General features: G+C 59.9%; 26 protein-coding genes and 1 pseudogene. 15 read left to right on the forward strand and 12 right to left on the reverse strand.

Features of this window, described 5'->3' with window-relative positions:
* Window positions 1–27: 27 nt before the first annotated feature.
* From JAO77_RS06230 to JAO77_RS06245, 4 genes are all read right to left on the reverse strand, one after another.
* Window positions 28–387, reverse strand: a complete 360-nt coding sequence (locus tag JAO77_RS06230) for a low molecular weight protein tyrosine phosphatase family protein (protein WP_198989407.1) — start codon at window positions 385–387, stop codon at window positions 28–30.
* 29 nt (window positions 388–416) lie between these two features.
* Window positions 417–620, reverse strand: a complete 204-nt coding sequence (locus tag JAO77_RS06235; RefSeq protein ID WP_198989408.1) for a YqaE/Pmp3 family membrane protein — start codon at window positions 618–620, stop codon at window positions 417–419.
* Between the two features lie 74 nt (window positions 621–694).
* Window positions 695–2,140 carry a DEAD/DEAH box helicase gene (locus tag JAO77_RS06240; RefSeq protein WP_198989409.1) on the reverse strand — a complete coding sequence of 482 codons (1,446 nt, stop codon included), beginning with the start codon at window positions 2,138–2,140 and terminating at the stop codon, window positions 695–697.
* A 76-nt stretch (window positions 2,141–2,216) separates the two neighbouring features.
* Complete coding sequence (locus tag JAO77_RS06245; RefSeq protein ID WP_198989410.1) at window positions 2,217–3,185, reverse strand: YihY/virulence factor BrkB family protein; 969 nt, start codon at window positions 3,183–3,185, stop codon at window positions 2,217–2,219.
* 134 nt (window positions 3,186–3,319) lie between these two features.
* On the opposite strand from JAO77_RS06245, the gene JAO77_RS06250 reads away from it, so the two are divergent.
* Window positions 3,320–3,868: a DUF2062 domain-containing protein gene (locus tag JAO77_RS06250; protein WP_198989411.1), complete on the forward strand. Its 549-nt coding sequence runs from the start codon at window positions 3,320–3,322 to the stop codon at window positions 3,866–3,868.
* Between the two features lie 137 nt (window positions 3,869–4,005).
* Here the strand turns inward: JAO77_RS06250 and JAO77_RS06255 are convergent, their stop codons facing one another.
* From JAO77_RS06255 to JAO77_RS06270, 4 genes are all read right to left on the reverse strand, one after another.
* A complete protein-coding gene (locus JAO77_RS06255; protein ID WP_198989412.1) occupies window positions 4,006–4,968 on the reverse strand; it encodes an enhanced serine sensitivity protein SseB C-terminal domain-containing protein in 963 nt (320 codons plus the stop codon).
* Between the two features lie 66 nt (window positions 4,969–5,034).
* Complete coding sequence (locus tag JAO77_RS06260; protein ID WP_198989413.1) at window positions 5,035–5,484, reverse strand: c-type cytochrome; 450 nt, start codon at window positions 5,482–5,484, stop codon at window positions 5,035–5,037.
* Between the two features lie 13 nt (window positions 5,485–5,497).
* Complete coding sequence (locus tag JAO77_RS06265) at window positions 5,498–6,163, reverse strand: SCO family protein (RefSeq protein WP_198989414.1); 666 nt, start codon at window positions 6,161–6,163, stop codon at window positions 5,498–5,500.
* Window positions 6,164–6,194: 31 nt separating this feature from the next.
* The gene (locus JAO77_RS06270; protein ID WP_198989415.1) at window positions 6,195–6,677 is read right to left on the reverse strand and encodes a hypothetical protein; all 483 of its coding nucleotides are present in this window, start codon (window positions 6,675–6,677) and stop codon (window positions 6,195–6,197) included.
* A gap of 152 nt (window positions 6,678–6,829) precedes the next feature.
* On the opposite strand from JAO77_RS06270, the gene JAO77_RS06275 reads away from it, so the two are divergent.
* Window positions 6,830–7,828: an aldo/keto reductase gene (locus tag JAO77_RS06275; RefSeq protein ID WP_198989416.1), complete on the forward strand. Its 999-nt coding sequence runs from the start codon at window positions 6,830–6,832 to the stop codon at window positions 7,826–7,828.
* A 101-nt stretch (window positions 7,829–7,929) separates the two neighbouring features.
* Here the strand turns inward: JAO77_RS06275 and JAO77_RS06280 are convergent, their stop codons facing one another.
* Window positions 7,930–8,469 carry a hypothetical protein gene (locus JAO77_RS06280; protein ID WP_198989417.1) on the reverse strand — a complete coding sequence of 180 codons (540 nt, stop codon included), beginning with the start codon at window positions 8,467–8,469 and terminating at the stop codon, window positions 7,930–7,932.
* A 42-nt stretch (window positions 8,470–8,511) separates the two neighbouring features.
* Here JAO77_RS06280 and JAO77_RS06285 point away from each other — a divergent pair, with 42 nt between their 5' ends.
* From JAO77_RS06285 to JAO77_RS06300, 4 genes are all read left to right on the forward strand, one after another.
* Complete coding sequence (locus JAO77_RS06285) at window positions 8,512–9,264, forward strand: prolipoprotein diacylglyceryl transferase family protein (RefSeq protein WP_198989418.1); 753 nt, start codon at window positions 8,512–8,514, stop codon at window positions 9,262–9,264.
* Entirely contained in the window at window positions 9,261–9,980 is a 720-nt protein-coding gene (locus JAO77_RS06290; protein WP_198989419.1) for a hypothetical protein, read from the forward strand. The genes JAO77_RS06285 and JAO77_RS06290 overlap by 4 nt, the downstream gene beginning before the upstream one ends.
* Before the next feature lie 11 nt (window positions 9,981–9,991).
* Entirely contained in the window at window positions 9,992–11,386 is a 1,395-nt protein-coding gene (locus JAO77_RS06295) for a radical SAM protein (protein ID WP_198989420.1), read from the forward strand.
* A gap of 144 nt (window positions 11,387–11,530) precedes the next feature.
* Window positions 11,531–11,815, forward strand: coding sequence for a hypothetical protein (locus JAO77_RS06300; protein ID WP_198989421.1), 285 nt, complete (start codon window positions 11,531–11,533; stop codon window positions 11,813–11,815).
* Between the two features lie 153 nt (window positions 11,816–11,968).
* Here the strand turns inward: JAO77_RS06300 and tilS are convergent, their stop codons facing one another.
* Window positions 11,969–13,303 (reverse strand): tRNA lysidine(34) synthetase TilS, encoded by a 1,335-nt coding sequence (gene tilS / locus JAO77_RS06305; protein ID WP_198989422.1) that lies wholly within the window; start codon window positions 13,301–13,303, stop codon window positions 11,969–11,971.
* Between the two features lie 245 nt (window positions 13,304–13,548).
* On the opposite strand from tilS, the gene JAO77_RS06310 reads away from it, so the two are divergent.
* A complete protein-coding gene (locus JAO77_RS06310) occupies window positions 13,549–14,121 on the forward strand; it encodes a hypothetical protein (RefSeq protein WP_198989423.1) in 573 nt (190 codons plus the stop codon).
* A gap of 59 nt (window positions 14,122–14,180) precedes the next feature.
* Here JAO77_RS06310 and accC read toward each other — a convergent pair whose 3' ends face one another.
* The gene (gene accC, locus JAO77_RS06315; protein WP_198989424.1) at window positions 14,181–15,692 is read right to left on the reverse strand and encodes an acetyl-CoA carboxylase biotin carboxylase subunit; all 1,512 of its coding nucleotides are present in this window, start codon (window positions 15,690–15,692) and stop codon (window positions 14,181–14,183) included.
* A gap of 266 nt (window positions 15,693–15,958) precedes the next feature.
* Between accC and JAO77_RS06320 the strand changes: the two genes are divergently transcribed.
* Complete coding sequence (locus tag JAO77_RS06320) at window positions 15,959–17,197, forward strand: aminotransferase class I/II-fold pyridoxal phosphate-dependent enzyme (protein WP_198989425.1); 1,239 nt, start codon at window positions 15,959–15,961, stop codon at window positions 17,195–17,197.
* Window positions 17,198–17,455: 258 nt separating this feature from the next.
* A pseudogene (locus tag JAO77_RS06325) lies at window positions 17,456–17,632 on the forward strand (BF3379 family histone-like protein); the annotation flags it as partial.
* A gap of 220 nt (window positions 17,633–17,852) precedes the next feature.
* Here the strand turns inward: JAO77_RS06325 and tyrS are convergent.
* The gene (gene tyrS / locus JAO77_RS06330; protein WP_198989427.1) at window positions 17,853–19,151 is read right to left on the reverse strand and encodes a tyrosine--tRNA ligase; all 1,299 of its coding nucleotides are present in this window, start codon (window positions 19,149–19,151) and stop codon (window positions 17,853–17,855) included.
* Between the two features lie 139 nt (window positions 19,152–19,290).
* On the opposite strand from tyrS, the gene holA reads away from it, so the two are divergent.
* From holA to JAO77_RS06360, 6 genes are all read left to right on the forward strand, one after another.
* Window positions 19,291–20,343 (forward strand): DNA polymerase III subunit delta, encoded by a 1,053-nt coding sequence (gene holA, locus JAO77_RS06335; protein ID WP_198989428.1) that lies wholly within the window; start codon window positions 19,291–19,293, stop codon window positions 20,341–20,343.
* A gap of 58 nt (window positions 20,344–20,401) precedes the next feature.
* On the forward strand, window positions 20,402–20,593 hold the full coding sequence (locus JAO77_RS06340) for a hypothetical protein (RefSeq protein WP_144843049.1): 192 nt from the start codon (window positions 20,402–20,404) through the stop codon (window positions 20,591–20,593).
* A 105-nt stretch (window positions 20,594–20,698) separates the two neighbouring features.
* The gene (locus JAO77_RS06345) at window positions 20,699–21,436 is read left to right on the forward strand and encodes an ATP-grasp domain-containing protein (RefSeq protein WP_198989429.1); all 738 of its coding nucleotides are present in this window, start codon (window positions 20,699–20,701) and stop codon (window positions 21,434–21,436) included.
* A gap of 139 nt (window positions 21,437–21,575) precedes the next feature.
* On the forward strand, window positions 21,576–22,280 hold the full coding sequence (locus tag JAO77_RS06350; protein WP_198989430.1) for a PA2169 family four-helix-bundle protein: 705 nt from the start codon (window positions 21,576–21,578) through the stop codon (window positions 22,278–22,280).
* Window positions 22,281–22,500: 220 nt separating this feature from the next.
* Entirely contained in the window at window positions 22,501–23,145 is a 645-nt protein-coding gene (locus JAO77_RS06355) for a PA2169 family four-helix-bundle protein (RefSeq protein ID WP_198989431.1), read from the forward strand.
* A 175-nt stretch (window positions 23,146–23,320) separates the two neighbouring features.
* Window positions 23,321–24,334 carry a hypothetical protein gene (locus JAO77_RS06360; RefSeq protein WP_198989432.1) on the forward strand — a complete coding sequence of 338 codons (1,014 nt, stop codon included), beginning with the start codon at window positions 23,321–23,323 and terminating at the stop codon, window positions 24,332–24,334.
* Window positions 24,335–24,399 lie beyond the last annotated feature (65 nt).

The following is a 24,399-nucleotide window of genomic DNA, read 5'->3' on the forward strand; positions in this document are numbered from 1 at the left end:
GGGAGGCAAAAGTACACGGCGCGCCCGCTACGGCGCGGGCAGGAGGTCGGTCCCGAAGTAGGCGTGCAGCCGCTCGCGGAGGAGCGCCACGAGCGCAGCATCCTGAAACTGATAGTCGTCAGGAATGCGCAGGTTAACCAATGCTTTACCCTGCAGCTCGTCCCGGAATTTGGCGCGCAGGCGGTCGGCGTGCTTCTTTTCCATCACGAAGATGACGTCGGCCCACCCTAGGTGCCCCGCCGTCACCCGCACCCGGGCGCCCGGCTCGGTGCCCGCCGAGCGCGCCTGCACCTCGGGGTGCCCGTCGAAAAGCCGCTCGGCGGTAAGGCTACGCCAGCGGTTCTGGCTATAAATAAAGAGGAGCTGGCTAGGTAGGGCGGCGGGCACGCGGGTAGTAAAAGGGTGAGAAAGTTGACCTAGGTGCGGCCCTGCTCGGCCAATACGCGCAAGGTTTCCTGGTGGCGCTTCTCGGCCAGGTCCTGACTGCGCGATACCACCGCCCAAATGGCAGCCGGAATCCAGCCAATGAGCGTGACCTGCAGGATAAAGCACAGAATACCCTTGAGGATATGGCCGTTGAGTATCATCGACAGCGGCGGAAGCAGAATGGCGAGCAGCATCGGAAAGCAAAAAGAGGTGAGCTTATAGCATACGCAAATTACCCCCTAGGGTGCGCCAAGGACCGCTGCTGCGGCTAGGGCACATCCGTTACGCGCACCTTCACGCCCTTGACCTTGGCGCCGTTGAGGCGCTCCAGCACGTCGGCAGCTTGCTTGCGCGGCACGGCCACATAAGAGTAAAAGTCAAATACCTCGATACGGCCCACGTCTTCGCGGGCCAGCCCGCCTACGTTGACGATGGCACCAACCAGGTCGTGGGCACTGACCTTATGCTTTTTACCGGCCGTGATGTGCAGCGTGACGGTGGTGGGGCGCGGCGGGCGGGCAGCGTTGGCGGCGGGCAGGGGCGGGGGCGTTAGGCGGGCCCAGGCCACGGCCTGCGCGGCGGGCCAGCCTTGCACGCGGGTTTGCTCGGGCGGAGTGGCGAGCAGGTGGGCGGTGCCCGCGGCGCCGGCCCGCGCTGTGCGCCCGGCTCGGTGCTGGAAGGTTTCGGCGTCGTGCGGCAGGTCGTACTGAACAACCGTGTCCAAGGCGGGCACGTCGAGGCCGCGGGCGGCCACATCGGTAGCCACTAGCGCCTGGGCCGAGTTATTACGCAGCTTCATCAAGGCTTTGTCGCGCTCGGGCTGCGGCAGCTTGCCGTGCAGCACCTCGGCTGCCACGCCCCGGCCGCGCAGAAACTGGGCTAGCTCCTGCACCTTCTCGCGGGTATTGGCGAAGATGAGCGTTTGGCCCGTTTCGGGCTGCTGCAACAGGTGGTAGAGTGCGGCGGGCTTCTGCTCCACAGCATTGAGCACGTGGCCGCGAAGGGTGAGTGACGAGGGCATGACGGCCGCGCCACCTTCGGCCGCGGCGCCGGGCACCAGGCCACCCTCGGCGGCTAGCAGGCGCGGGCGGGTCAGGTACTCGCGCACCAGGGCCATTACCTTGTCGGGCATGGTGGCCGAGAATAGCAGCGTTTGCCGCCGCCTAGGGAGCCGGCTCACGATAGTGGCCATCTCCTGTTGAAACTTCAACTCCAGTAGCTTATCAGCCTCATCCAGCACCATTACTTTAAGCTGGTTGGGGATGATGTTGCGCTTTTCGAGGTGGTCGAGCAGGCGGCCGGGCGTGGCCACTACCACGTGCGGCGTCTGCTGCAGGGTCTTTACTTCGTCGCGCATGGCGTGGCCGCCGTAGAGGGCCGCCACTCGCAGGCCGGGGGCGGGCAAGTACTTGCCCAGGCTCTTGAGGGCCTCGCGCACTTGCAATGCTAGCTCGCGGGCGGGCACTATCACGATGGCTTGCACGGCCTTGGCGGCCGGGTCTATCTGGGCCAGGATGCCGAGGCCGTAAGCGGCCGTTTTGCCCGAGCCGGTGGGCGCCTGGCCGGCCACGTCTTGGCCGGCCAGCACGGGCGGCAGCACCAGCGCCTGCACCGGCGTGGGCTGAGTAAAGTTGAGCTCGGTCAGCGCCTGCGTGAGCGGGGCCGGAAGGTTGAAATCTAGAAATGTGGCCGGAGCGGCAGAGTCAGCTTGCATCCAGCAAAGGTAGGCCTAGGTAAGTAGGTAGAATACCACAGAGGGTGCGCGATTAGTTAGGTAGGCATATTTATGCTTACCTCCTTGCTTCGTCATACTGCTCCGCCACGTTTACTAGCTTGTAGCGCACGGCAGATTTTTTGGGCCGAATATCGAGCCCCACGTGGTGGGCGTACACCTGCGTGAACGCGGCGCCGAAGTAAAAAATCATGGCCGAGTAGAATACGAACAGCAGCACCAGCACTAGGCTGGCCGCCGGGCCATAAATAGGCCCTAGGTCGCGCGAAACCAGTAGTAGGCCCAGCACGCGCTCACCGGCCTCAATGAGCACGGCCGTGAGCAAGGCCCCGCGCCGCACGGCCCGCCAAGGCACCTTGGCCGCGCTGAGCGTGCGAAACACATAGCCGCACCACACAGCCAGAATCAGCAGGCTCACCACCGCGTTTAGCCCCTGCACTAGGTAGTAGGCAAAGGTGGCGTCGAAACCCGCAATGGCTTGGCTAAAGAAAGCCAGCGCCGCATCGGCCGAAAAGGCCAGTACCGATAGCCCTGCCGTGGCCAGCAGTACGCCACCCGAACGCAGCCGCTCGCGCAGGGCCACCGATACTTGGCTCACCTGCCGCCTAGACCGCACGTGCCACAACTGATTGAGCGAGTGCTGAATAACCGTAAATAGGGTAGTGGCCACAAAGACCAGAAAGGCAAACCCCAGCCAGGTAATAAGCCGGTTGGTGCCGGCATTAGCCACGTTGTGCACCGTTTGGGCCACCAGGCCCGCCGCCGACGAGCCAATGAGCTGGCTGAGCTTGGTAAGCAGCATGAGGCGAGCGCCGCGGGCCGAGTACACTGAGCCCAGCAGCTGCACCAAAATAATAACGATGGGCGGCAGCGCAAACGACGTGAAAAACGCCGTGGCCGCACCCAGCCGCAGGGGGTCGTTGGCGGCGAGCTCGCGGGCCGCGCGGCGCAGCAATAAGTATTGCTCTACCCACCACGAGCGGTGATGCAGGGGCGGGTGAGGGGCTACGGGTACAGGACTGGACATACTAAACTTAACGCCGGGCAGACAACATTTTATTCCAAAGCGGGTAAAAAAGAGACGGTCCCGCTGGCCGCAGCCGGGCCCGGCACCTCAGCCGCGCTTGCTGCCAACAGTTATCAGGCCCGCTAGTTACGCACATGTCCATTACTTCCATATCGGCTACCGGGGTCCGGGCCGTGCCCGAGCCGCCGCCCCGCACCTGGGTACAGCGCCGCTTGCTCGACCCCTTTATGAGCCTGCTCAAGGCCGGGCTTTCGCCCAGCGGCCTGGCCCTCACAGTAGGGCTGGGCGTAGCCTTTGGGCTAGCTCCTACATTTGGCATTACTACCATTGTAAGCACAGCCGTGGCCTTGCGGCTGCGCCTTAATGTAGCGGCCATTCAACTAGTATGCCATCTGCTTAGTCCCGTGCAACTTATTCTGCTGCTGCCTTTCCTGCGCTGGGGGGCGACTATTTTGGGGCATGGCGAGCAGGTAGCGAACCTCACATTCGAGCAAATCAAGGAGATGGGCAGCGCCGAAGGTTGGGGCAGCGTGCTGCACCTGTTGTGGCGGGCCGAGCTCGGTGCCCTCATGCTGTGGGCGCTGGCCGCTGTGCCAGTAGTGGCGGCGCTGTACGTGGGCCTGCGGCCGCTCTTCCGCAAAGTAGTGCAGCGCCAGGAAGAAGCGGAGGCCGTACCGGCCTAAGGCCTTAGTGCAGCTACCTAGGTTGCTTCTAAAGAAAAAAGCTACGGCGCCCCCGCTAAAATCGGGGGCGCCGTAGCTTTTTTAGTCCTAGGGTGGCTACGCGCTGGCGAGCCACCCTAGGGCTGGTGCCGAGCAACCTACGCCACGATGTACACAGGCTCTACGTCGGCCATCTTGAAGTAGGGGTTCACACCTTCCTCCGAATTTAGGTCCAGCAGCATTAGGTCAACGTGCTGGAATTCGCCGGTGCGGCCTTCGAGGGCTGGGCCCAGCTGGGGCAGGAACTCGGGGTTCTGGTCGGTAGTGTCAAACGCCAGCAGCAGGCGCGCGGGCTGGCTGGGGTCATTGGCCAGGGTCATTTGGGCCAGGTAGATGGCACGCACGCTGGGCACGGTAGCGCCAAAGGCGCGCAGGCTGTCTTCAAGGCCCTCGGGCATAGTCTCGGGCTGGCTTAGGGTTACCTGGGCATCGGGCGGCAGGCCGCCAGCTTGCGTGAGCTGACCGCTGAGCATGGCCCCAATTTCATCGGCGGGTAGCAGTTTGCCGGCTGGCGAGAAGGGGTTGAGCACCACGTCCTGGCCCTGGGTCATGCTGAAAAACGCGTGGCCGGGCAGGCGCACGTAAGTCACGGGGCCGTTGTCGACGCCGCCATCGCTCATGCGGGCTACCGACGAGAAGATGGGTATTTTGTTGTCTTGCAGCACTTGTAGCTGAATCTGCTGGCCTTCTTCGAGCTGGGCTTCGCCGGGCTCCTGGCCTTCTTGCGGAGCTAGCACCAGCAGCACCTCCTCGCCGAGCAGGGCGCGGTAGAAGTCGGGGCGGGCGGCCTCGTTCACGGAGGCAATCAGCAGCAACTCTTCCAGAATGTTTTCGGGCTGGAAGGGCAACTCGGGCAGTTCCTGCGGCTCGGGCATGGGCGGCACAAACTGCTGGTTGGGGGCCGGCACCGGGGTAGGGGCTGCGGGCGCTACGTAGTTAGAGCCCTGGTAGCGCGGGCCAGCTTTAGGGGCGGCGGGGGTGCCTTCTGTCGGCGCGGGGGTAGGCGTAGCGCCAGGTGCGGCGGGCTGGGGCTTGTTTTTGAAAATGTCGAGGAGTCCCATGTAGGTAGGAATAGAAGAGGAGGTTGAAAAGCAAATGTAAGCCAAGCCGCCCGCGGCGGCGCTACCCTAGCGCTCGCCGCAGGCGCGCAGCTCAGCTTCGGTGCCCGCAATAGTGCGGGCACCGGCCGGGCCAGGGTGGTTGCCCCAGTGGCCTTCGATATAGTTAAGTAGGTTGGTAATCTGGGCGGGCGAGAGGTGGCGGTGAGTGGCCGTGTCCTGCACGCCCAGCATTTCTTGGTTGTAGCTCACGCCATTGACCACAATAGGCCCGCGCAGCCCCTGCCGCACAATGCACGCCAACTGCGTGCGGTGCCCGGCCAGGTAGTCGGAGCCCGCCAGGGGCGGAATCAGGCGCCCTAGGCCCTCGCCCTGCTCGCCGTGGCAGCCCGCGCAGTGCTGCACGTAGAGGCGCTCGCCCTGATGCTGCTTATTGGTAAAGCAGCCGGGTAGGAGCGTGAGGCCTACTGCAATAGTAGGCACCAGCCAGCGCAGCGCAGTAGGGGCAGAAAAGGACATGGCGGGCACTAGGCTAGCTTTTTTTCTGGCGCTCTTTTACCTCTGCCAGCAGCACGGGCAGGTCGGTGAGCAGTGCCTGCACCTGCGTGGGATTGAGGCTGTCGTAGAGGCCGCGCACGTGGCCCTGGTCGTCGACGAGGGCAAAGGTGCCGTTGTGCGCAAAGCCGCCGGGCGCGGTTTTGTCGGGCATGGCGGCCGTATACAGGCCGTGCGCCAGCGTAAACACGCTGTCCTTGCTGGTGCGCACAAAGCGCCAGTTGGCGTTGGTGGGGGCACCTAGGCGCTGGGCATAGTCGCGCAGCACGGCCAAGCTGTCGTGGTCGGGGTCGATGGTGAACGACACAAAGCTCAAGCCAGGCGTTTGGCCGTACTGCTTATATACTTTCAGCAGCTCGCCGTTCATCTTGGGGCAAATGCCGGGGCAAGTCGCAAAAAAGAAATCGGTAAGGTAGACCTGGCCCGCAAAATTTTGGTTGGTCACGAGCTGTCCGTTCTGGTCGTGCGCCCGGAAGGCGGGCACCGTAGCAAAGATGGTATCAGCGGGGCCGCCCTTCGGGTTTTCGCGCACATCGCGCTCACCTAGGATGGGCAGGCGGCGGGGTTCTTCCTGGCAGCTGGCCAGCAGCAGCGCCCCCGCAAGCAGCGGCAGCAAGCCGCGGCGCAAAACAGAGATTTGCATCAGAGATAACAAGCAAAGTGCCAGCCGCCGCCTACTTAGTGGCCGGCGTGGCTGGGGTGGTCGGAGCCGTAACACCAGCGGCCGGTAGTTGGTGCAATGCCGCATTGGCCGAGTCCAGGGCCCCGCGCAGGCGGCGCTCTACGCCGGCCAGCTGGCGCTGCTGGTCTTGCAGGTAGGTAAGGCGCTGGCTAATGGGAGCAGCGCTGTCGGGGGCCTGGTAGTGGTGCATCCAGTTCATCATGGCTTGGTCGGCGGCCTGCATTTTGGCGATAACCGGGGCCGTGGTGGCGGGCGCCTGGGCGGCTGTAAGCTTAGTCTTCAACTCAAACAGTTGCTCGGTTTGGGCCATCGCGCGGTCGTGGTGCGCCATTAGGGTGTCTTCGAGGGCCCGGGCCTGGTCGGTGGGCGCGGCGGCCGTGGGGGTAGAGGAGGTGCCCGCCCCGCCGCAGCTGGGCAGCAAGGCAATGGCGACTAGCGAGCAAGCCGCCCGCAGCGGCAACGATAGTTTTATCATGCCGCAAAGGACGGGAATAATGAACAATGAGCAATTAGCCAGGAGCCGGGAGCAGTGAAAGCGGGAGGAACAATCGGGGGCTGGGCTGTTGCTTCTCCTAGGGCAGACGTAGTTCGGCTGCTCATTCTTTACTGTTAATTGCTCATTCAAGTATGCAAACCCGCCAACTCGGCCGCACCGGCCTCACTGTTTCGGCCCTCGGCCTCGGCTGCATGGGCATGTCCGATTTTTATGGCCAGCGCGACGACGCCGAAAGCCTGCGCACCCTGGCCCGCGCCCTAGAGCTGGGCGTGACTTTCCTCGACACGGCTGACATGTACGGCCCTTACACCAATGAGGAGCTGCTGGGCCGCTTCTTCAAGGAAGACAAAGCTCGCCGCGACCAGGTGCAGCTGGCCACTAAGTTCGGCATCGTGCGCGACCCCCACGACCCCAGCAAGCGCGGTATCAGCGGCCGGCCCGACTACCTGCGCCAGGCCTGCGAAGGCTCGCTGAAGCGCCTAGGTACCGACCACATCGACCTCTACTACCAGCACCGCGTAGACCCCACCGTGCCTATTGAAGAAACCGTGGGCGAAATGGGCCGCTTGGTGGAAGAAGGCAAAGTGCGCTTTCTGGGCCTGAGCGAGGCCGGGGCCGAAACCATCCGGCGCGCCCACGCCACGCACCCCATCACGGCAGTGCAAACCGAGTACAGCCTCTGGAGCCGCGATGTGGAGGTGGAAGTGCTGCCCACCCTGCGCGAGCTGGGCATCGGGCTGGTGCCGTACTCGCCCCTAGGTCGGGGTTTTCTGACCGGCGAGATTCAGAAGTTCGAAGACTTTGCGCCCGACGACTACCGCCGCTTCTCGCCCCGCTTCCAGGGCGAGAACTTCGACAAAAACCTCAAGCTGGTAAACCACTTGCGCGACCTGGCCCAGCTGAAAGGCGTAACGGCCGGCCAGCTAGCCCTGGCCTGGGTGCTGGCCCAGGGCGACGACCTGGTGCCCATCCCCGGCACCAAGCGCGTGAAGTACCTCGAAGAAAACGTGGCCGCCGCCGACATCAAGCTGAGCGCCGACGAGCTGCGCCACCTCGATGAGCTGCTGCCCCTAGGTGCCGCCGCAGGTACCCGCTACCCCGAAGCCATGATGGCGGCCGTGAATAGGTAGCAAGTATTTTAGCTAGTGCAAACGCCCGTCAGCCGCCCGGCTGGCGGGCGTTTTTGGTTATATGCACTGGGCAAAACGGGCGCTGCGGGCTAGCACTATGCCTAGCGCGGTGGTTGTGCCGGTAGGTAGTTAGATGCTTCGGCGGGCCACGGGCGGCCGGGCTCGCTATTGATGCCATAGGTAGCGCGCAAGAATACCCGCAGCGAGTTGTCGTGTCGGCTGCCCGTGCGAAGCGCTGCCCGAAACGCGGCCAACGAATCGACAGGTGGCACCAGGGCTAGGACCACGGGTAGCAATAGGGGACGCTCAAGGTTGTCTGAGGCTGGTAGCACCAAGCCGCGCGCCTGGGCCACTCCAAAATTCCAGTATTGCTTCTTGAAACTGACGTTGCCAAAGAGGGTATCGAAGCGGCAGGGCTGCGCCAAGTAGTTAGTCAAGGCCAGCGTGAGATGCAGCTGCGCCGGCTGCCCCTGGGTAGCGGGGGCCAAGCTGTCGCGCACTACCCGGACGCGCACGGTGGGCACATAGCGCCCGTGCTCGTTGAGGCTGAAGGCGCACTGCCCCCACAGCAACAACGCCAGCAAACCCAACAAGAGCAGCGCGGGCACGCTACGAACCATAGCACTAGTCGAGTGAGACATCGGGGCTAATTTACCGCGCTTTTCCGAACAACCTCTGCCCGCTTGACCTACCCCGTCCAACTCCACCTAGGTAGCTTTCACTTGCCCGTGCACCTGCTGTGCGAGGTGTTAGCCTATTCGCTGGGTTACCGGCTCTATACGACCCTGCGCGCCCGCACCCCTGACCGCATCAGCGACCAGGGCCGCCAGTGGATATTCGTGGGGGCGGCGGCGGGGGCGCTGCTGGGTTCGCGGCTGCTAGGACTGCTCGAGCACCCTGCGCTACTGCTGCACCCGCCCGGTGGCTGGCTTTATTACACCACCAACAAAACCATTGTGGGAGGCTTCTTAGGTGGCCTGATAGGAGTGGAGCTGACCAAGAAGTACCTAGGCATTAAAGCCAGTAGCGGCGACCTCATGGTGTTCCCGCTGCTGCTGGGGCTGGGTATCGGGCGGCTCGGCTGCCACCTCAGCGGCCTCACCGATGGCACATTTGGCACGCCCACTAGCCTGCCCTGGGGTGTCGACTTCGGCGATGGTATCGCGCGCCACCCTACCAACCTCTACGAAATTGGGTTCCTAGGTGCGCTGGCGCTGCTGCTTCACACCCTAGAGCGCGGCCGCCCGCTGCCCAATGGCCGCCGCTTCGAGCTGTTTCTGGCCGGCTACCTGCTGTTTCGGCTGCTGGTCGAGTTTCTCAAGCCCACGGCGGCGCTGCCGGGACTAGGCCTCACGGCCATACAGTGGGCGTGCGTGGCGGGGTTGGGATATTATGTTTGGCTGTGGTTTCGTCCAGTTAGGCCACTATCAATATGACTGCTCTTGAAAGAAGAATTCTCGAAGTAGCGACTTGGATTTTAAAAGTTAATCCTCAGCTTGAGCATAATTACTTCCGTAGCGAAGAAATTAATTCACTTTGGGGGAATAATGCTTCAATCAAGAATAAGTATCCGCTGGTCAGCGCTGATGGTGTTGTTGAAACTGCTAAGAGAAGAGCATTGCTATTGCAAGAGCGAGGTATTCCATTGGTTTCACTAGAAGAAGCTGCTGGTTATGGAAACCTGGTTTATACTCTTCCTGAAGAATCTCATCTTGATGGAGGAGCTGAATTCTATTCACAAGGGCTAGTTGATATATGGGAAGTGCCAGCTTGGGATACTTGGGTAGCTTTTGGTAATCATGAGTTCAAAGAATTTAACTTATATCCTAGTGCTGTAATAAGTTGGATTCCTAGAACCATTAATAACCTGTTTTTTAGTGGCCGAGAGGTATCTATTATTGAAAACTTAGGATGGCTAGATTTAAATACCAATAACCAGTTTTTATCATCTTTAACTGGGCAGCCAGAGAATTTGGTATTCATAGATATCGCTGATGAAGACAAAGGTGCTATGTCCCTGCGGCTGCAATTGATAAATGGGTGGGGAGTCGAAAGTGAGAAAAAAGTTGAAGCTAATGAAGAAGTTAGTGATGCAATTGTAAAGCCAGTCGCTGGCGGATTGCTTAACACAATTAAAAACTGGTTTAAATAAAACCACATTCTATGCCCGAACGCCCCTACACCTACTACGACTTCACCCTGAGCCTGTGCCCACACTGCCTGCGGCGCATCGAGGCCAAAATCGTCTTTGAAGACGGGGGCGTGTATATGCTCAAGCGCTGCCCCGAGCACGGGCGGCAGAAGGTGCGCATTGCCACCGACATCGAGTACTACAAAAGTATTCGCAACTATGTGAAGCCCAGTGAGACACCTAGGCGCTTCAATATGGCTACCCACTACGGCTGCGGCCTCTGCACCGACCATGAGCAGCACTCCTGCCTCACTGTGATTGAGGTAACCGACCGCTGCAATCTCACCTGCCCCACCTGCTACGCCGAAAGCAGCCCCTATCACGGCCGCCACCGCACCCTCGCCGAAATTGAGGCGATGGTAGACCTGGTAGTGGCCAACGAGGGCGAGCCCGACGTGGTGCAGCTCTCGGGCGGCGAGCCTACGCTGCACCCGCAGTTCTGGGAAATTCTGGACATGTGCAAGCGTAAGCCCATCAAGCACTTGATGGTGAACACCAACGGCATTCGCTTAGCCAAAGACGAAGCCTTCGTGGCCCGGTTGGCCACCTACGCGGGCGCCTTTGAGGTGTACTTGCAGTTCGACTCGTTCCGCGAAGACGTGCTGCTGACTATGCGCGGGCGCGACCTGCGCGAGGTGCGCCGCCAGGCCATCGCGCACCTCAACAAGTACAACCTGAGCACTACGCTCGTCGTGACCCTGCAAAAAGGTCTCAACGACGACGAAATGGGCGCCATCATCGACTACGCGCTCCAGCAGAAGGGTATTCGCGGCGTCACGTTTCAGCCCACCCAGGCGGCTGGCCGCATCGAGCACTTCAATCCCGAAACCGACTCGTTTTCGCTCACCGAAGTGCGTCAGGGCATCATCGCCCAAAGCCCCGTCTTCACGGCCGAGGACCTGCTGCCGGTGCCCTGCAACCCCGACGCCCTAGCTATGGCCTACGCCCTGAAGCTCGATGGCGAAGTGTTTCCGCTCACGCGCTACATCGACCCCGCCGACCTGCTGCAAAGCGGTGGCAACACCATTGTGTACGAGCGCGACCCGCGCCTGCGCCAGCACCTGCTCAAGCTCTTCAGCACCGCCAACACCGTCGATACGGTGGTGCCCGAAATTAACCAGCTGCTGTGCTGCCTGCCCCAGGTGTCGGCCCCCAATCTAGGCTACGACAACCTCTTTCGGGTCATCATCCTGCAATTCATGGACCCCTGGAATTTCGACGTGCGCGCCGTGAAGAAGTCCTGCGTGCACATCGTGAGCAAGGATTTGAAAATCATCCCTTTCGAAACCATGAACATCTTCTACCGCGACCAAGAGAAGCTAGCGCGGCTGGAGGAGCTACGTAATGAAAGAATAGGTATAATATGAAGCTGTTGGAAGATAATCCACAACCCCAAAATGGCTGCTTCTGGACCGGGGTGCTGCTGGTGCTGGTTGCACTTCTAATTGGCTTCGGTATGTGTAGTAATCTGCACCTAGGTACGCATTAAATGAGGTGACTTAACGTAAGCCGTGCAGACAACACCTTCCCCCAACGGCAAAAAGCCGTTTTCTTGGCCCATTGCGCTAAACCTAGGGCTGCTGGTGCTGGCCGCCCTCGTCACGGGGGCCGAGCCTGGTGCGCTGGCCATCGTCGTGGTGGTGCTGGCGGTAATCAACGGTATAGCGGCCGTGATAATGAGCATTTCGGGTAAGATGAATTACGTGGTTGCCTTCATCCTGTCGGCGCTGCTGATACTGCTGATTGGCCTAGGTATCTGCGCGTTGCTATTATCGAATATGGGTAGCATGCACTAATAGCACCCTCCCGCGGGGCAACCTCACCCCCGGCCCTTCTTCAAAAGAGAGGGGAGCCCAATGAATTCTTACGTGAGCTTATGTCCGCTGGCGATAGGTTCCCCTCTCTATTGGAGAGGGGCCGGGGGGTGAGGTTGCCCCGCGGGAGGGCGTCTACCCCCGCCGCAGCACCAGCACCCGCTGCGTATCCTCGGTTACTTTAAATCTATCATCGGGCCGCAGGCCTACCACCCAACAGATTTTGCCGTCGGCCGAGGTCAGCACCCGCACGTTGTCCTTGAGGTTGAGCGGGATTTTTTGGTCGATGAGAAAGTCGCTTAGCTTCTTCTTGCCTTTGAGCCCTAGGGGCATAAACGTGTCGCCCTCCTGCCACTTGCGCAGCGTGAGCGGAAACTTCAGTTTGTCCGCATCGAGCGCCGTCGAGCCTTTGCCCTTCGGAATATCAAATGCGGCGGGGTCTATTTCGAGCAATTCCGCGGTAAGGCGCACGCCGTCGGCGCGCAGCTCGGGTTGCCCGGCCGCCAGCTGAAAAGTGCCAAAGCCGGCTAGCGAGCGGGGCGTAATCACGAGCTGGTCGCGGTCTTTTACCAAGCGGTGAGTGGGCGAGTCGAACTGCCGCCCGGCCGGGGCCTGAAAGGCCGCCACGATGTCCTTCACCACTAGGTAGGAGAAGCCGAAAGGCCGCAGCAACTCGTGCAGCACCAGCGCAGTGGCGGCCGTTTTTTGCAGCGTGGCAATGCTGAGGTAGGTGGCCTCAGGCTCGTCGCGGCGGGCCTCAGCGGCGGTATCGGCCACGTAGCGGCGCACTATTTCCTCGGCCCCGCCCACGCGCTCGGCCGTGATACCTAGGGTGTTGTCTAGGTTGGGATTAATCTCGCGCAGCACGGGCAGCACCTGCTGGCGCAGGCGGTTGCGCTGGTACACGGGGCTGTCGTTGCTGGCGTCTTCGCGCCAGATGAGGCGGTTTTCAACCACGTAGTCGTAGAGGTCGTCTTTGGCGCAGGGCAGCAGCGGGCGCACCACGTGGCCGTTCTTGGCCTGAATGCCGTGCAGCCCCGCCAGCCCGGTGCCGTGGGTGAGGTTGAGCAGCATGGTTTCGGCGGCGTCACGTTGGTGGTGGGCTGTGGCTATTACGGCCAGCCTCTCGCGCTCGCGCACGGCCTCAAACCAACGGTAGCGCAGCAGGCGCGCCGCCATCTGGGTCGAAATGTGCTCCTGCTCGGCGAAAGCTTTGGTCTGGAAAAACTCCACGAAGTAGGGCGCGTTGTACTGTTTGGCTAGCTTGCGCACAAACTGCTCGTCGGCATCGGCCTCCTCGCCACGCAGCCCAAAGTGGCAGTGTGCCACCGCCACCTGCACCCCTAGGCGGTGCAGCACGTCGAGCAGCACCACCGAGTCGAGCCCGCCGCTCACGGCCACCAGCACGGGGTCGGTAGTAAGGTTAAAAAGCTGATGTTCTTCGATGAACTGGCGAACCTGGTCGAGCATGAAAGCAGAAATAGATAGTGCCCGCTACGAGGGCAGCGGGCACCAAATAGTAGAAGTTGCAGCAAAATTAATGGCTTTCGACGGGCGCCGGTTTAGGAACTGCCTAAACTAGCATCCATTCGAATATCGGTTTACTGCTTAAAGTAGAGCCTATATATCTAGTATCAGCTACATTTGAATTACATAGCTCTAGCATGCTTACTAGGGCCGCCGACGCAGATTTAGCTCGTTTAAACTCGAAGTACATGAGAAAATTGATTCCTGTCCTAGTTGCAGCAGGCGCGCTTACTAGTTGCCAGAAAAGCACGCCCGAACCTAGTGAAGACACGATGGCTTTGCACGACCAGTTTCACGGCAAGTATCGCCTGGTGTCAGCTACAACTGAAACAGCAGTTGACCTGAATAGAGATGGACAGGCTTCTAAAGACTTGCTAAAGGAAATTCCTGACTTAACACTATCAGCCGGGCAGTTGATTTTGCTAATTCAGAATAATGCGAAGCTATTCAATCAGTTCTGGCCCCAGCCTAATGTAACGCGCGATTATCAGCAAAATAGCCCCGATTCGTTGACGGTACAAGGATATGCTGACCAAATGACGCCGCGATATTTTTCATTTGATAAGTCGGTAACGCACCTAGTAGTAGAGCCTGGCCCCGCCATATCAGTTGACGGTGACCGCTTTCCAGTACCCGAGGAAGTAACACTCGAAGGCAATGAGCAAATCCGAGTAGTTGTAAACCGACGGGTTTTCACTCGTCAAGGTTGGCGCTTCGTGCGCATTACCACGCGGTATAAGCGCTACACGATTATCACTTAAAATTGTAGCTTCACTGCAGGCTTTGCTAAATAGGACCTCCCGCAGTGAAGCTAAAGTTTCTACCGCACCCCCAGTCGGTTCCGGCGCCAGCCCGAAGCGGTAGCTTCCGTGGTTTCGGCAGTCGCCACCGGCGTGGCCTGTTTCTTCTCATTTAGCAGCATGGCTACTAGCGCCGCTGCTACTTGGGCAGTGCCTTCGTCGGGCATGCTGGGGGCCAGCACAGCAGGGCTGAAGTGGTCGCGGATGAAATTTGTATCGAAGTTGCCGCTCACGAAAGCCGGGTGCTTGAGCACGAAAGTGCCAAAAGGCAGCGTGGTTTCGATGCCCGTAATCTGGTATTCGGCAATAGCGCGCAGCATGCGGTCGATAGCCTCCTGGCGGGTAGCGCCATAGGCCACCAGCTTGGCAATCATGGGGTCGTAATAAATCGGAATGTCCATGCCCTGCTCGAAGCCGTCATCGACGCGCACGCCGGGGCCCTGGGGGCGCACGTAGGTGGCCAGCCGGCCGATATCAGGCAGGAAGTTGTTTTGCGGGTCTTCGGCGTACACGCGCAGCTCCAGGGCGTGGCCATTGATGGCCAGGTCTTCCTGGCGGAAGGGCAGGGGCTGGCCCTCGGCTACCCGTATCTGCTCCTTCACTAGGTCGAGGCCCGTTATCATCTCCGTCACGGGGTGCTCGACTTGCAGGCGCGTGTTCATTTCGAGGAAGTAGAAGCGGTGCTGGTCGTCGAGCAAAAACTCGACGGTGCCGGCCCCGGCGTACTGGCAGGCGCGGGCCACTTCCACGGCGCAGCGGCCCATTTCGGCGCGCAGCTCGGGCGTGAGCACCGACGAAGGCGCTTCCTCAATCACTTTCTGGTGGCGGCGCTGAATCGAGCATTCACGCTCGAACAGGTGCACAATATTGCCGTGCTCATCACCTAGGACCTGAATCTCGATGTGGCGCGGCCCGGTCACGAACTTTTCGATGAACACGGCCCCGTCGCCAAACGCTGAGGTGGCCTCGCTCACGGCTAGCTGCATCTGCTCCTCAAACTCGTCGGCGTTGTGTACCAGGCGCATACCCTTGCCGCCACCGCCCGCCGAGGCTTTTATCAGGATGGGAAAGCCGACTTCCTGAGCAATTTGCTTGGCCGCTTCCACGTCCGAAATAGCCTCGTCGGTGCCCGGCACCAGCGGAATGTTGTAGGCTTTTACCGTTTGCTTGGCCGAGAGCTTGTCGCCCATCAGCTCCATCGCTTCAGGGCTGGGTCCTACAAAAATCAGCCCGGCGTCGCGCACGGCGCGGGCAAAGCCGGCATTTTCGGAGAGGAAACCATAGCCGGGGTGAATGGCATCGACGCCTAGGTCCTTGCAGACTTCAATAATCTTGTCGCCCCGCAAATAACTCTGGGCCGAAGCGGGCGGGCCGACGCATACGGCCTCGTCGGCGTAGCGCACATGGGGCGAGAGGCGGTCGGCCTCCGAGTAGATGGCCACCGTGGCGATGCCCATTTCGCGGGCCGAGCGCAGCACGCGCAGCGCGATTTCGCCGCGGTTGGCAACCAGGAGCTTAGCTATTTTTTTCATGGGTGGGGGAGGGTAGCGCGAGCTTTTAGCCCGCGATGCGTGAGGTCAATACAATATTCGGGCGGACTAAAAGGCCGCGCTACGGGCTGCAAAGAAAACCCTGCCGCCCGGCCTTACGTCAAAAGCCACCTGCGCAGGGTTGCGCCAATGCCCAAATTATGCACATAGCCGGGGGCAGACTTATCTTTGCCAATTAACCATTTAACCGGTTCGCCTGCCTGGGCTCGTCGGTTTCGCTCTTTTTACCTTATTCCCCAAGTTTTTCAGTGGATATTTTCGACCGCGTTACGGCCAATCGGGGCCCACTGGGCTCGCACTCGCACTACGCCCACGGCTACTTCACGTTTCCTAAGCTCGAAGGCGAGATTAAGCCCCGCATGCAGTTCCGCGGGAAAGAAGTGCTCACCTGGAGCCTCAACAACTACCTAGGGCTGGCCAACCACCCTGAAGTGCGCCAGGCCGATACCGAAGGCGCCGCCGAGTTTGGCATGGCTTACCCCATGGGCGCCCGCATCATGAGCGGCAACTCGACCCTGCACGAGCAGCTCGAAAACGAGCTGGCCGAGTTCGTGAACAAGCCCAGCGCGCTGCTGCTCAACTTTGGCTACCAAGGCGTGGTGAGCATCATCGACTCGCTGGTGAGTCGCCACGACGCCATCGTGTACGATGCTGAGTCGCATGCCTGCATCATCGACGGCGTGCGCCTGCACCAGGGCAAGCGCTTCGTGTTTCCGCACAACGATATTGAGAACCTAGAGAAGCAGCTGGAGCGCGCCAAGCGCCTCACCGACGAAACCGGCGGCGGCATCCTGGTGATTACCGAAGGCATGTTTGGCATGTCGGGCAACCTCGGCAAGCTGCGCGAAATCGTGAAGCTGAAAGAGAAGTACAACTTCCGCATCTTCGTTGACGACGCCCACGGTTTTGGCACCCTAGGGCCCACCGGCGCGGGCACGGCTGAACATTTGGGCGTGCAAGAGGGTGTAGACCTGATTTTTTACACCTTCGCCAAGAGCATGGCCAGCATTGGTGCGTTCGTAGCCGGCCCTGAAGGCGTTATTGAATATTTGCGTTATAACATGCGCAGCCAGATTTTCGCCAAATCGCTGCCTATGCCGCTCGTAATTGGTGCCCTGAAGCGCCTAGAGCTAATTCGCAACCACCCCGAGTACCGCGAAAACCTCTGGACCATCGTGCGCGCCCTACAAAGCGGCCTGCGCGAAAAAGGCTTCAACATCGGCACCACCGAGTCGCCGGTAACGCCGGTGTTCCTCAACGGGCAGATTCCTGACGCTACGGCGCTCACGTTCGATTTGCGTGAGAATCACGGCATTTTCTGCTCTATTGTCGTTTACCCGGTCGTGCCCAAGGGCGTGATTATGCTGCGCCTCATCCCCACGGCCGTGCATACGCTGGCCGACGTGCAGGAAACCATCACTGCTTTCGAGGCCATCGCGGCCAAACTCGACAAAGGCCTCTACAGCAAGCAGCCCGCAACTACCTAAAGCAGGCACGCAGCCGCTATTTTGCTCCAAAGCCGGCTACTCCAGTGAGTAGCCGGCTTTTTGTTTTGGTACTTTTTGAAGGTAAAAAGCTGCTTCGAAACTCATTGCGAAATCATTTTGCAGAAAAAAAACGGCCTTCTGACGCTAGAAATGCAGTTTTAATTAAAACTGGAAAAATTTGCTTGCGTAGAAAGCGCCTGTATATTAGGGCCGCGTAAGCACAATTTTCTTTTCTCACCCATTTCCAACCCATAGTTCATGGCTAACCCTTTCAACAAAATCAAGGACCTTGTTGCCTCGCTGGAAGACGACTTCGAAAAAGCGTATGACAAGCACAATGCTGCTGCCGGCACCCGCGTACGTAAGGGCATGCAGGAGCTGAAGACCATGGCACAGGACATCCGCCTGGAAGTGCAGAATCAGAAAAACGCCGCCAAGGATGGCTCGGCTGACTCGACCGCTAAAGCTGCTCCGGCTGCTAAAGCTGCTCCCGCCGCCAAGAAGGCTGCCCCTGCTAAGAAGAAGTAAGTCTGAGCCACAGAGTTGGCGGATTTTTCGGATGACGCGGATTCTGTGGACGGTTTACAATAAAAAAAGCCCCGCTGCCAGCGGGGCTTTTTTGTGGGCTGTCTGGCCACCGCCTAAAACGGTGCGCCTAGGTAAGCTCTACCAGGTAGTAGTCTTTCTTACCCTTTTTCACTACCAGATACTTGTCGTGCAGTAGGGGCAGCTCGGTCACGGGCGCCTCGGGCGAAGTGAGCTTATTACCGTTTACCGACAAGCCATTGGCCTTTACCAGCTTGCGTACCTCGCCGCGCGAGGGCAGAATTTGCTGGTCGGTGGTTTCGCTGAGCAGCACGGCCACGTTGAGGTCGGCCACATCGGTGCGGGGCACGCGCAGGTGCGGCACGCCCGCAAACACGTCGAGCAGCGTAGCCTCGTCGAGTGCACCTAGGTCGCCTTTGCCAAACAATACTTCCGACGCCGCCACGGCAGCCTCGTAGGCCGCTTGCGAGTGCACCCGGATGGTTACGTCTTTGGCTAGGGCTTTTTGCAGCGTCTTCAGGCCGGGGTTTTGGGCATGCTCGGCCTCAATGGCTTCAATTTCTTCCTGGTTGAGCAAGGTAAATACGCGAATAAGACGCGGCGCATCAACGTCTTCGGAGCGCAGGAAGAACTGGTAGAACTGGTAGGGCGACGTCAGGTTGGGGTCGAGCCACACGGTACCGGTTTCCGACTTGCCGTACTTGGTGCCGTCGGCCTTGGTGATGAGCTTGCCGGTGAGGGCGTAGGCCTTGCCCTCGCCGTCGGTGATGCGGCGCAGCAGCTCGGTGCCGGTCGTGATGTTGCCCCACTGGTCGCTGGCGCCCATTTGTAGAGTGCAGCCCAGCGTTTTGTAGAGGTGCACGAAGTCGTAGCCCTGCAGCAGTTGGTAGCTAAACTCGGTGTAGCTGAGGCCATCGGCCGTGTCGCCCTCGGCTGGGTTGATGCGGCGCTTCACCGAGTCCTTGGCCATCATATAGTTGACGGTGAGATGCTTGCCAACTTCACGCAAGAACTGCAAGTAGCCAAACTCCTTAAACCAGTCGTAGTTATTAACGAGCACCGCGCCGGTGGGCGAGTCGTTGAAATCCAGGAATTTTTCGAGCTGGGCGCGAATGCCGGCTTGGTTGACGCGCAGGGCGTTTTCATCCAAGAAATTGCGCTCGGCCGACTTACCACTGGGGTCGCCTATCATGCCGGTGGCGCCGCCCACCAGGGCCACCGGGCGGTGGCCGGCGCGCTGCAGGTGCACGAGCAGCATAATAGTGGCTAGGTTGCCGATGTGCAGCGAAGCCGCCGTGGGGTCGAAGCCGATGTAGCCCGACACGGGCGCGGCGCTGGCCAGGTGCTCGGCGGTGCCGGGCATGGCATCGTGGTACATGCCGCGCCAGGTTAGTTCTTCAATTAACATTTATCAATTAACAATTAACAGTTGCCTGCTTGCCCTTTACGGAGCGGTAGAATCGTGGCAAAGTTAGCCTAGGAGTAACTTCGTATGATTCGGCAGACCAGCCTCTGCCTATTGTTAAATGTTAATTGATAATTGATAATTGAATACCGACGCCGACGCCATCTTGAAAGCCGTGCAGCAGCGGCAGTTTCAGCCGGTGTATTTTTTGCAGGGCGAGGAGCCGTATTTTATTGATACGGTGGCCGATGCGCTCGAAGGTGCTGTCTTGCCCGAAAGCGAGCGCAGCTTCAACCAAACCGTGCTCTATGGCAAGGACACCGACGCGGCGGGCATCCTAGGGCAGGCCAAGCGCTTCCCGATGATGAGCGACTACTCGGTGGTCATCGTGAAAGAAGCACAGGCCGTGGCCGACCTGGAAAGCGAAAAAGCTTGGCCGTTTCTCGAAGCCTACCTCAAAAACCCGCTCGCCAGCACTGTGCTGGTGCTGTGCTACAAGCACAAAACCCTCGACAGCCGCAAGAAGCTGGGCAAGCTGCTGGCTGCCGCCCCCGGCGTGGCCCTCATGACGAGCAAAAAGCTCTACGACAACCAAATACCGCAGTGGCTGGGCGGCTACGTGCGCCAGCGCAAGCAGCAGATTACGCCCGGCGCCACGGCCCTGCTGGCCGAGTACATCGGGGCCGACCTAGGGCGCCTAGCCAACGAGGTGAACAAGCTGCTGCTCAACGTGAAGCAGGGCCAGGCCATCGACGAAGACCTGGTGCAGCGCATGGTGGGCATCAGCAAAGACTACAACATCTTTGAGCTGCAGCGGGCGCTGGTAACGCGCGACGTGCTGAAGGCCAACCGCATCCTGACGCACTTCGCCGCCAATCCCAAGGCCAACCCGCTCATTCCGAACCTGACGCTGCTCTTCAACTTCTTCACGCGGCTGCTGATGCTACACCAGGCCGGCCCCAACCCCTCGGACAGCGACATGCAGAAAATGGGCATCAACAAGTTTGCCCAGAAGGAGTACCAGTTGGCCCAGCGGCAGTTCAGCCCCGAGCGCACGATGGACCTTATTCACCTCATCCGGCGGGCCGATGCGCAGAGCAAAGGCATCGAGAGCGGCAGCATGGATGAGGGCGAAATCTTGCGCGAGCTGGTGTGGCTCATCTTACACCCCGTGCCAGTGGCCGCGGTGGGGTAACGCGGCCGGCCCTAGGTGCGTAGAAAGCGGGTATTCACCCTTCAACCTGCTTTCACTCATGAGCGATAACCAACCGAGCGGCACCCTAGGGGGCATGCTATCCAGCCTATTTGGCCGCCGCAACGCCGAAGACAACACCGAGAACCGCAGCTTCTCTTCCAAGCACAAAATCCTGAGCGGCGCCCTGTTAGCCGCTGGCGCTGCCTACCTCTACAAGCGCGCTAAAAACAAGCAAACGATGCTGGGCTAGTAGCCAAGTAGCTACGTGACAAAAGCCCCGCCGGACGTGCCCCTTCAAACGGCGCGTCCGGCGGGGCTTTCTACTGCATTTTTGCGGCCTCGTAGCCTCATTTATATGCGCGCCCACATTCACTTCGACCGCCAGGGCTGGCCTCAGAGCATTAATAACTACCTGGCCATGGATGGCTTCCAGCAAATGGGCTGGGAAATAGTGCCCTATACCGATGCCGCGCCAGTGCGCGACCACGCGCCCGACGAGATAGTGGTGGGCCACATCGCGGCCGTGCGGGCTGGGCTGCGGGCGCTGGGCCTGGCCGTGCCCGCCGAGCTGGGCTACCCCGAGGCGCTACGCCCTTACCTAGGGCGGCGCTTGTGGCCTAGCACCATCAATGCCGTGGCGGCGCATCCCGAAAGCTGGCCAGTATTTGTGAAGCCCATGCACGACGCCAAAAAGTTTACGGGGGTGCTGGTGCGCCGCGTGGGCGACCTGGTGGGCTGCGGCGACCAGCACCAGGACACGCCCGTGTGGTGCGCCGAGCCGGTGCAGTTCCGAGCCGAGTGGCGCTGCTTTGTGCGATACGGCCGCATCCTGGATGCCCGGCCGTATAAGGGCGACTGGCGGGCGCACTTCGACCCGGCCGTGGTGGAGGCGGCCTTGGCCGCCTATGCACCCGAAGCGCCGGCCGCTTTTGCGCTCGATGTGGGCGTGACCACGGCCGGCGCCACGCTGGTAGTGGAGGTTAACGATGGCTACGCCCTAGGTGCCTATGGCCTGATGCCATTGGCTTATGCCAAGTTTTTGTCGGCCCGCTGGGCGCAGCTAACTGGTACCGAAGATTATTGCAATTTTTAAGCAAGGCAATAGGGTAGCCGCTCGCGTGAACGCGCAGTGAAGAAGTGAAAAATTATATTGAAAAGGTAATGCTTTGCCAACATGCGGGCTGTGCTTACCGTACTGCAAGTGTTTCCCATATATCTTGATTTTTAGCGCAATGAAATTGCCCGAACCCATCTCCAACGCCGCCGACCAGGCCAAAGGCGTATATAATGACGCTGCTGCCAAGGCAAACGAACTGTACGACGAAGCCGCAGCTAAAAGCAAGGACTTGCTTAACAGCGCACCTGAGTCGCTGAAAGGCGCTAGCGACAAAGCCGTAGGTGCTTATAACAAGCTCACGACCACCCAAAAAGTAGTGGGTGGAGCGCTACTTGCCGCGGGCCTGGCCCTGCTGATTGCCCCTAAGAAGAAGGGTAAGGAAAAGCGGGCAGCCAAGGCGCTGGACGAGCTGCTACTTTTCGTAAACGACCGTATTGAGGGTTACAAGCGGGCTGTGGCCCAGAGCAAAGACACCCAGCTGAAGAGCTACTACCAGCAGCTAGTAGGCCAAAGCCAGCAGTTTGCCAGCACCCTCAATAGCTACTTGACGCAGAAAGGTGGCGAGCGCGAAACAGGTACTACGCTGAAAGGTAAGCTCTACCGCAAGCTGATGGATGCCCAGGCCGTAGTAGTGGCCCGTGATGAAAAGGCCATCCTAGCCGCCAACATCTACGGCGAGCGCTGGGCCATCAAGGCTTACAAAAAGACATTACGCCGCAAGGCCCTCAAGGGTGCCATTCGGGAGGCAGTAGAGCGGCAATTTGCCGTGTCGAAACAGACCTACAAGCGTCTGAAGGAACTGACCGCCGAACAGAACTAAGCGAGTAAGCTTTGCAAAAGCCCCGTCGGATATGGCTTGTACCATGTCCGACGGGGCTTTTTGCGTGCGTGTAGGGCCAGGCAAGCCAACTGCTTTTTGAAAATAAGTAAGCAGGAATTTTGGCGTAGCACTTTGGTAGTAGGGTATTTACCTAAATAAGCTCCACCTAACAGGTTGATAGTAAAAGACGTAGGTATTGAGAATCTTTTTTCTTTTTCAGATGAGTAAGTCCCAAACTCCTGCTGCACCTACCCAAGCTCCAACCGCGCCTAGCCCGGCCCAGCCGAGTGGCAACACCCTAGGCGGCCTGCTGCGCCAAGTGCCCGCCACCGTAAAGAAGTCCAGCACCACCCAGAAAGTAATGGGCGGCGCACTGCTGGCAATAGGCGTAGCCCTGCTAGCCACCCGCTCTAAAAAGGCCAAGCCCAGCCCCGAAGCTGCCACTCTCGACGAGTTGCTGTACTTCGTAAACGACCGCATTGCGGGCTACGAGCGGGCCGTAGCCGAAAGCCAGGACGCCGAGCTGCGCGGCTACTACAAGCAGCTGGTGAGCCAGAGCCAACAGTTCTCCACAGACCTCAATACCTACCTAACCCAGGAGGGCGGCGAGCGCGAAACCAGCACGACGCTCAAAGGCAAGCTCTACCGCGCCTGGATGGACGCCCAGGCTGCCGTGACCGGCCGCAGCGAAAAGACCATCTTGGGTGCCAATATCTTCGGTGAGGAGTGGGCCCTGAAAGCCTATCAAGAAGCCCTGGCCGACCAGACCCTAACCGGCTCTATGCGCCAGGCCGTGGAGCGTCAGTATGCGCTGTCGCAAAAAACCTACGACCGCCTGACCAAGCTGCAGGAAAAGCAAGCTTAGGCGCGGCAAGCCGCCGCTGTGTGGGCGTTGTAGTCCGCAGTGGGGGTGCCCGCTAACGCGCGCGGACTGCCAAGTCTGCGCCACAGCAACGCCCCGTCGTGAAAACCATTCGCGGCGGGGCGTTGCTGTGGTTGCTACCTTCGTGGTTTAGCAGACCGCACCGTTTTTGAGAAACATGAAATACCTGGCGACGCTGCTGTTGAGCGGCTTTTGTCTTTCCGCCGTGGCGCAGCAGCGCCAGTTCGACGTTCGCTCGCTTTCCCTGCCCAAGGAGCTGGAATACTACGACAACCAGTTTTCGGGCCTGGCCATCGCCCAAAGCCAGCTCTACCTGCTTTCCGAAAGCCGGCTGCAAGACCGGGCCGAGGCCAAGCTCTATACCGTGGCGCTCGCCGACCTCGACCGCAAGCTTGCGGACACAACCTACGTCTTGCCCTATCGCAAACTGCCCATTAACAACCTAGGCCGGCTGCGCGCGAAAATGAAAGACCTAGGGCAAAGCTACGAGGGCCTCGAAGCCATGCTATTCACGAAGGATGCGGCGTATTTCTCGGTCGAAACCGCCACGCCCTCGGCCAACTGCTACCTGCTGAAAGGCCACTTAGGCGCCACCGCCGTGGAGCTGGATACCACCTTCCTCGTGACCCTGCCCAAGCCCGTGGCGGCCGATGGCTCGCACATCTACAACGCTGGCTTTGAGGCTCTGGCCAACGTAAACGACCACGTAGTTGCCTTTTTCGAGTATAATTTCTTTGCTAAAAACTACGCCTACGAAGTGGGCAATGGGAACAGGCACAGCGGGGGTAAAATCCGGCCGCTGCCCTTCAGCCCGCTGCCCTTTCGTCTCACCGACCTTACGGCTACGGGCGGCCGCCACTTTACAGGCATCGATTACTTTTTTAAAGGCGAGGGCGACGATACAATATACCGTCTGCCCGCTACCGACGTGGCCAACACCAAGCTTATCTCGGAAAACGGCGTGTTTAAAAACTACTGCCGGCTGGTCGATATCGAGTTGAAAGGCAACACCTTCACCTGGAAGCCGCTGTGGGAGTTCCCGGTGGCCTACCGCAGCTACAACTGGGAGGGCATCGCGGCCTACAAGGGTGGCTATTTCATCATCAACGACAAGTACACGCCCGCGCGCCCGTACCGCACTACACTGCTGTACTTGCAGGCGCGCAAGTAGCGTGCCTGGTAGGTAGGAGTATATAAAGGGCCCCTAGGTAGGCTTCGCACTGCAACACAGCGCGA

Origin of the sequence: Hymenobacter sp. BT559, assembly GCF_016427535.1 — a bacterium.
In the GTDB taxonomy this organism is placed as follows: domain Bacteria; phylum Bacteroidota; class Bacteroidia; order Cytophagales; family Hymenobacteraceae; genus Hymenobacter.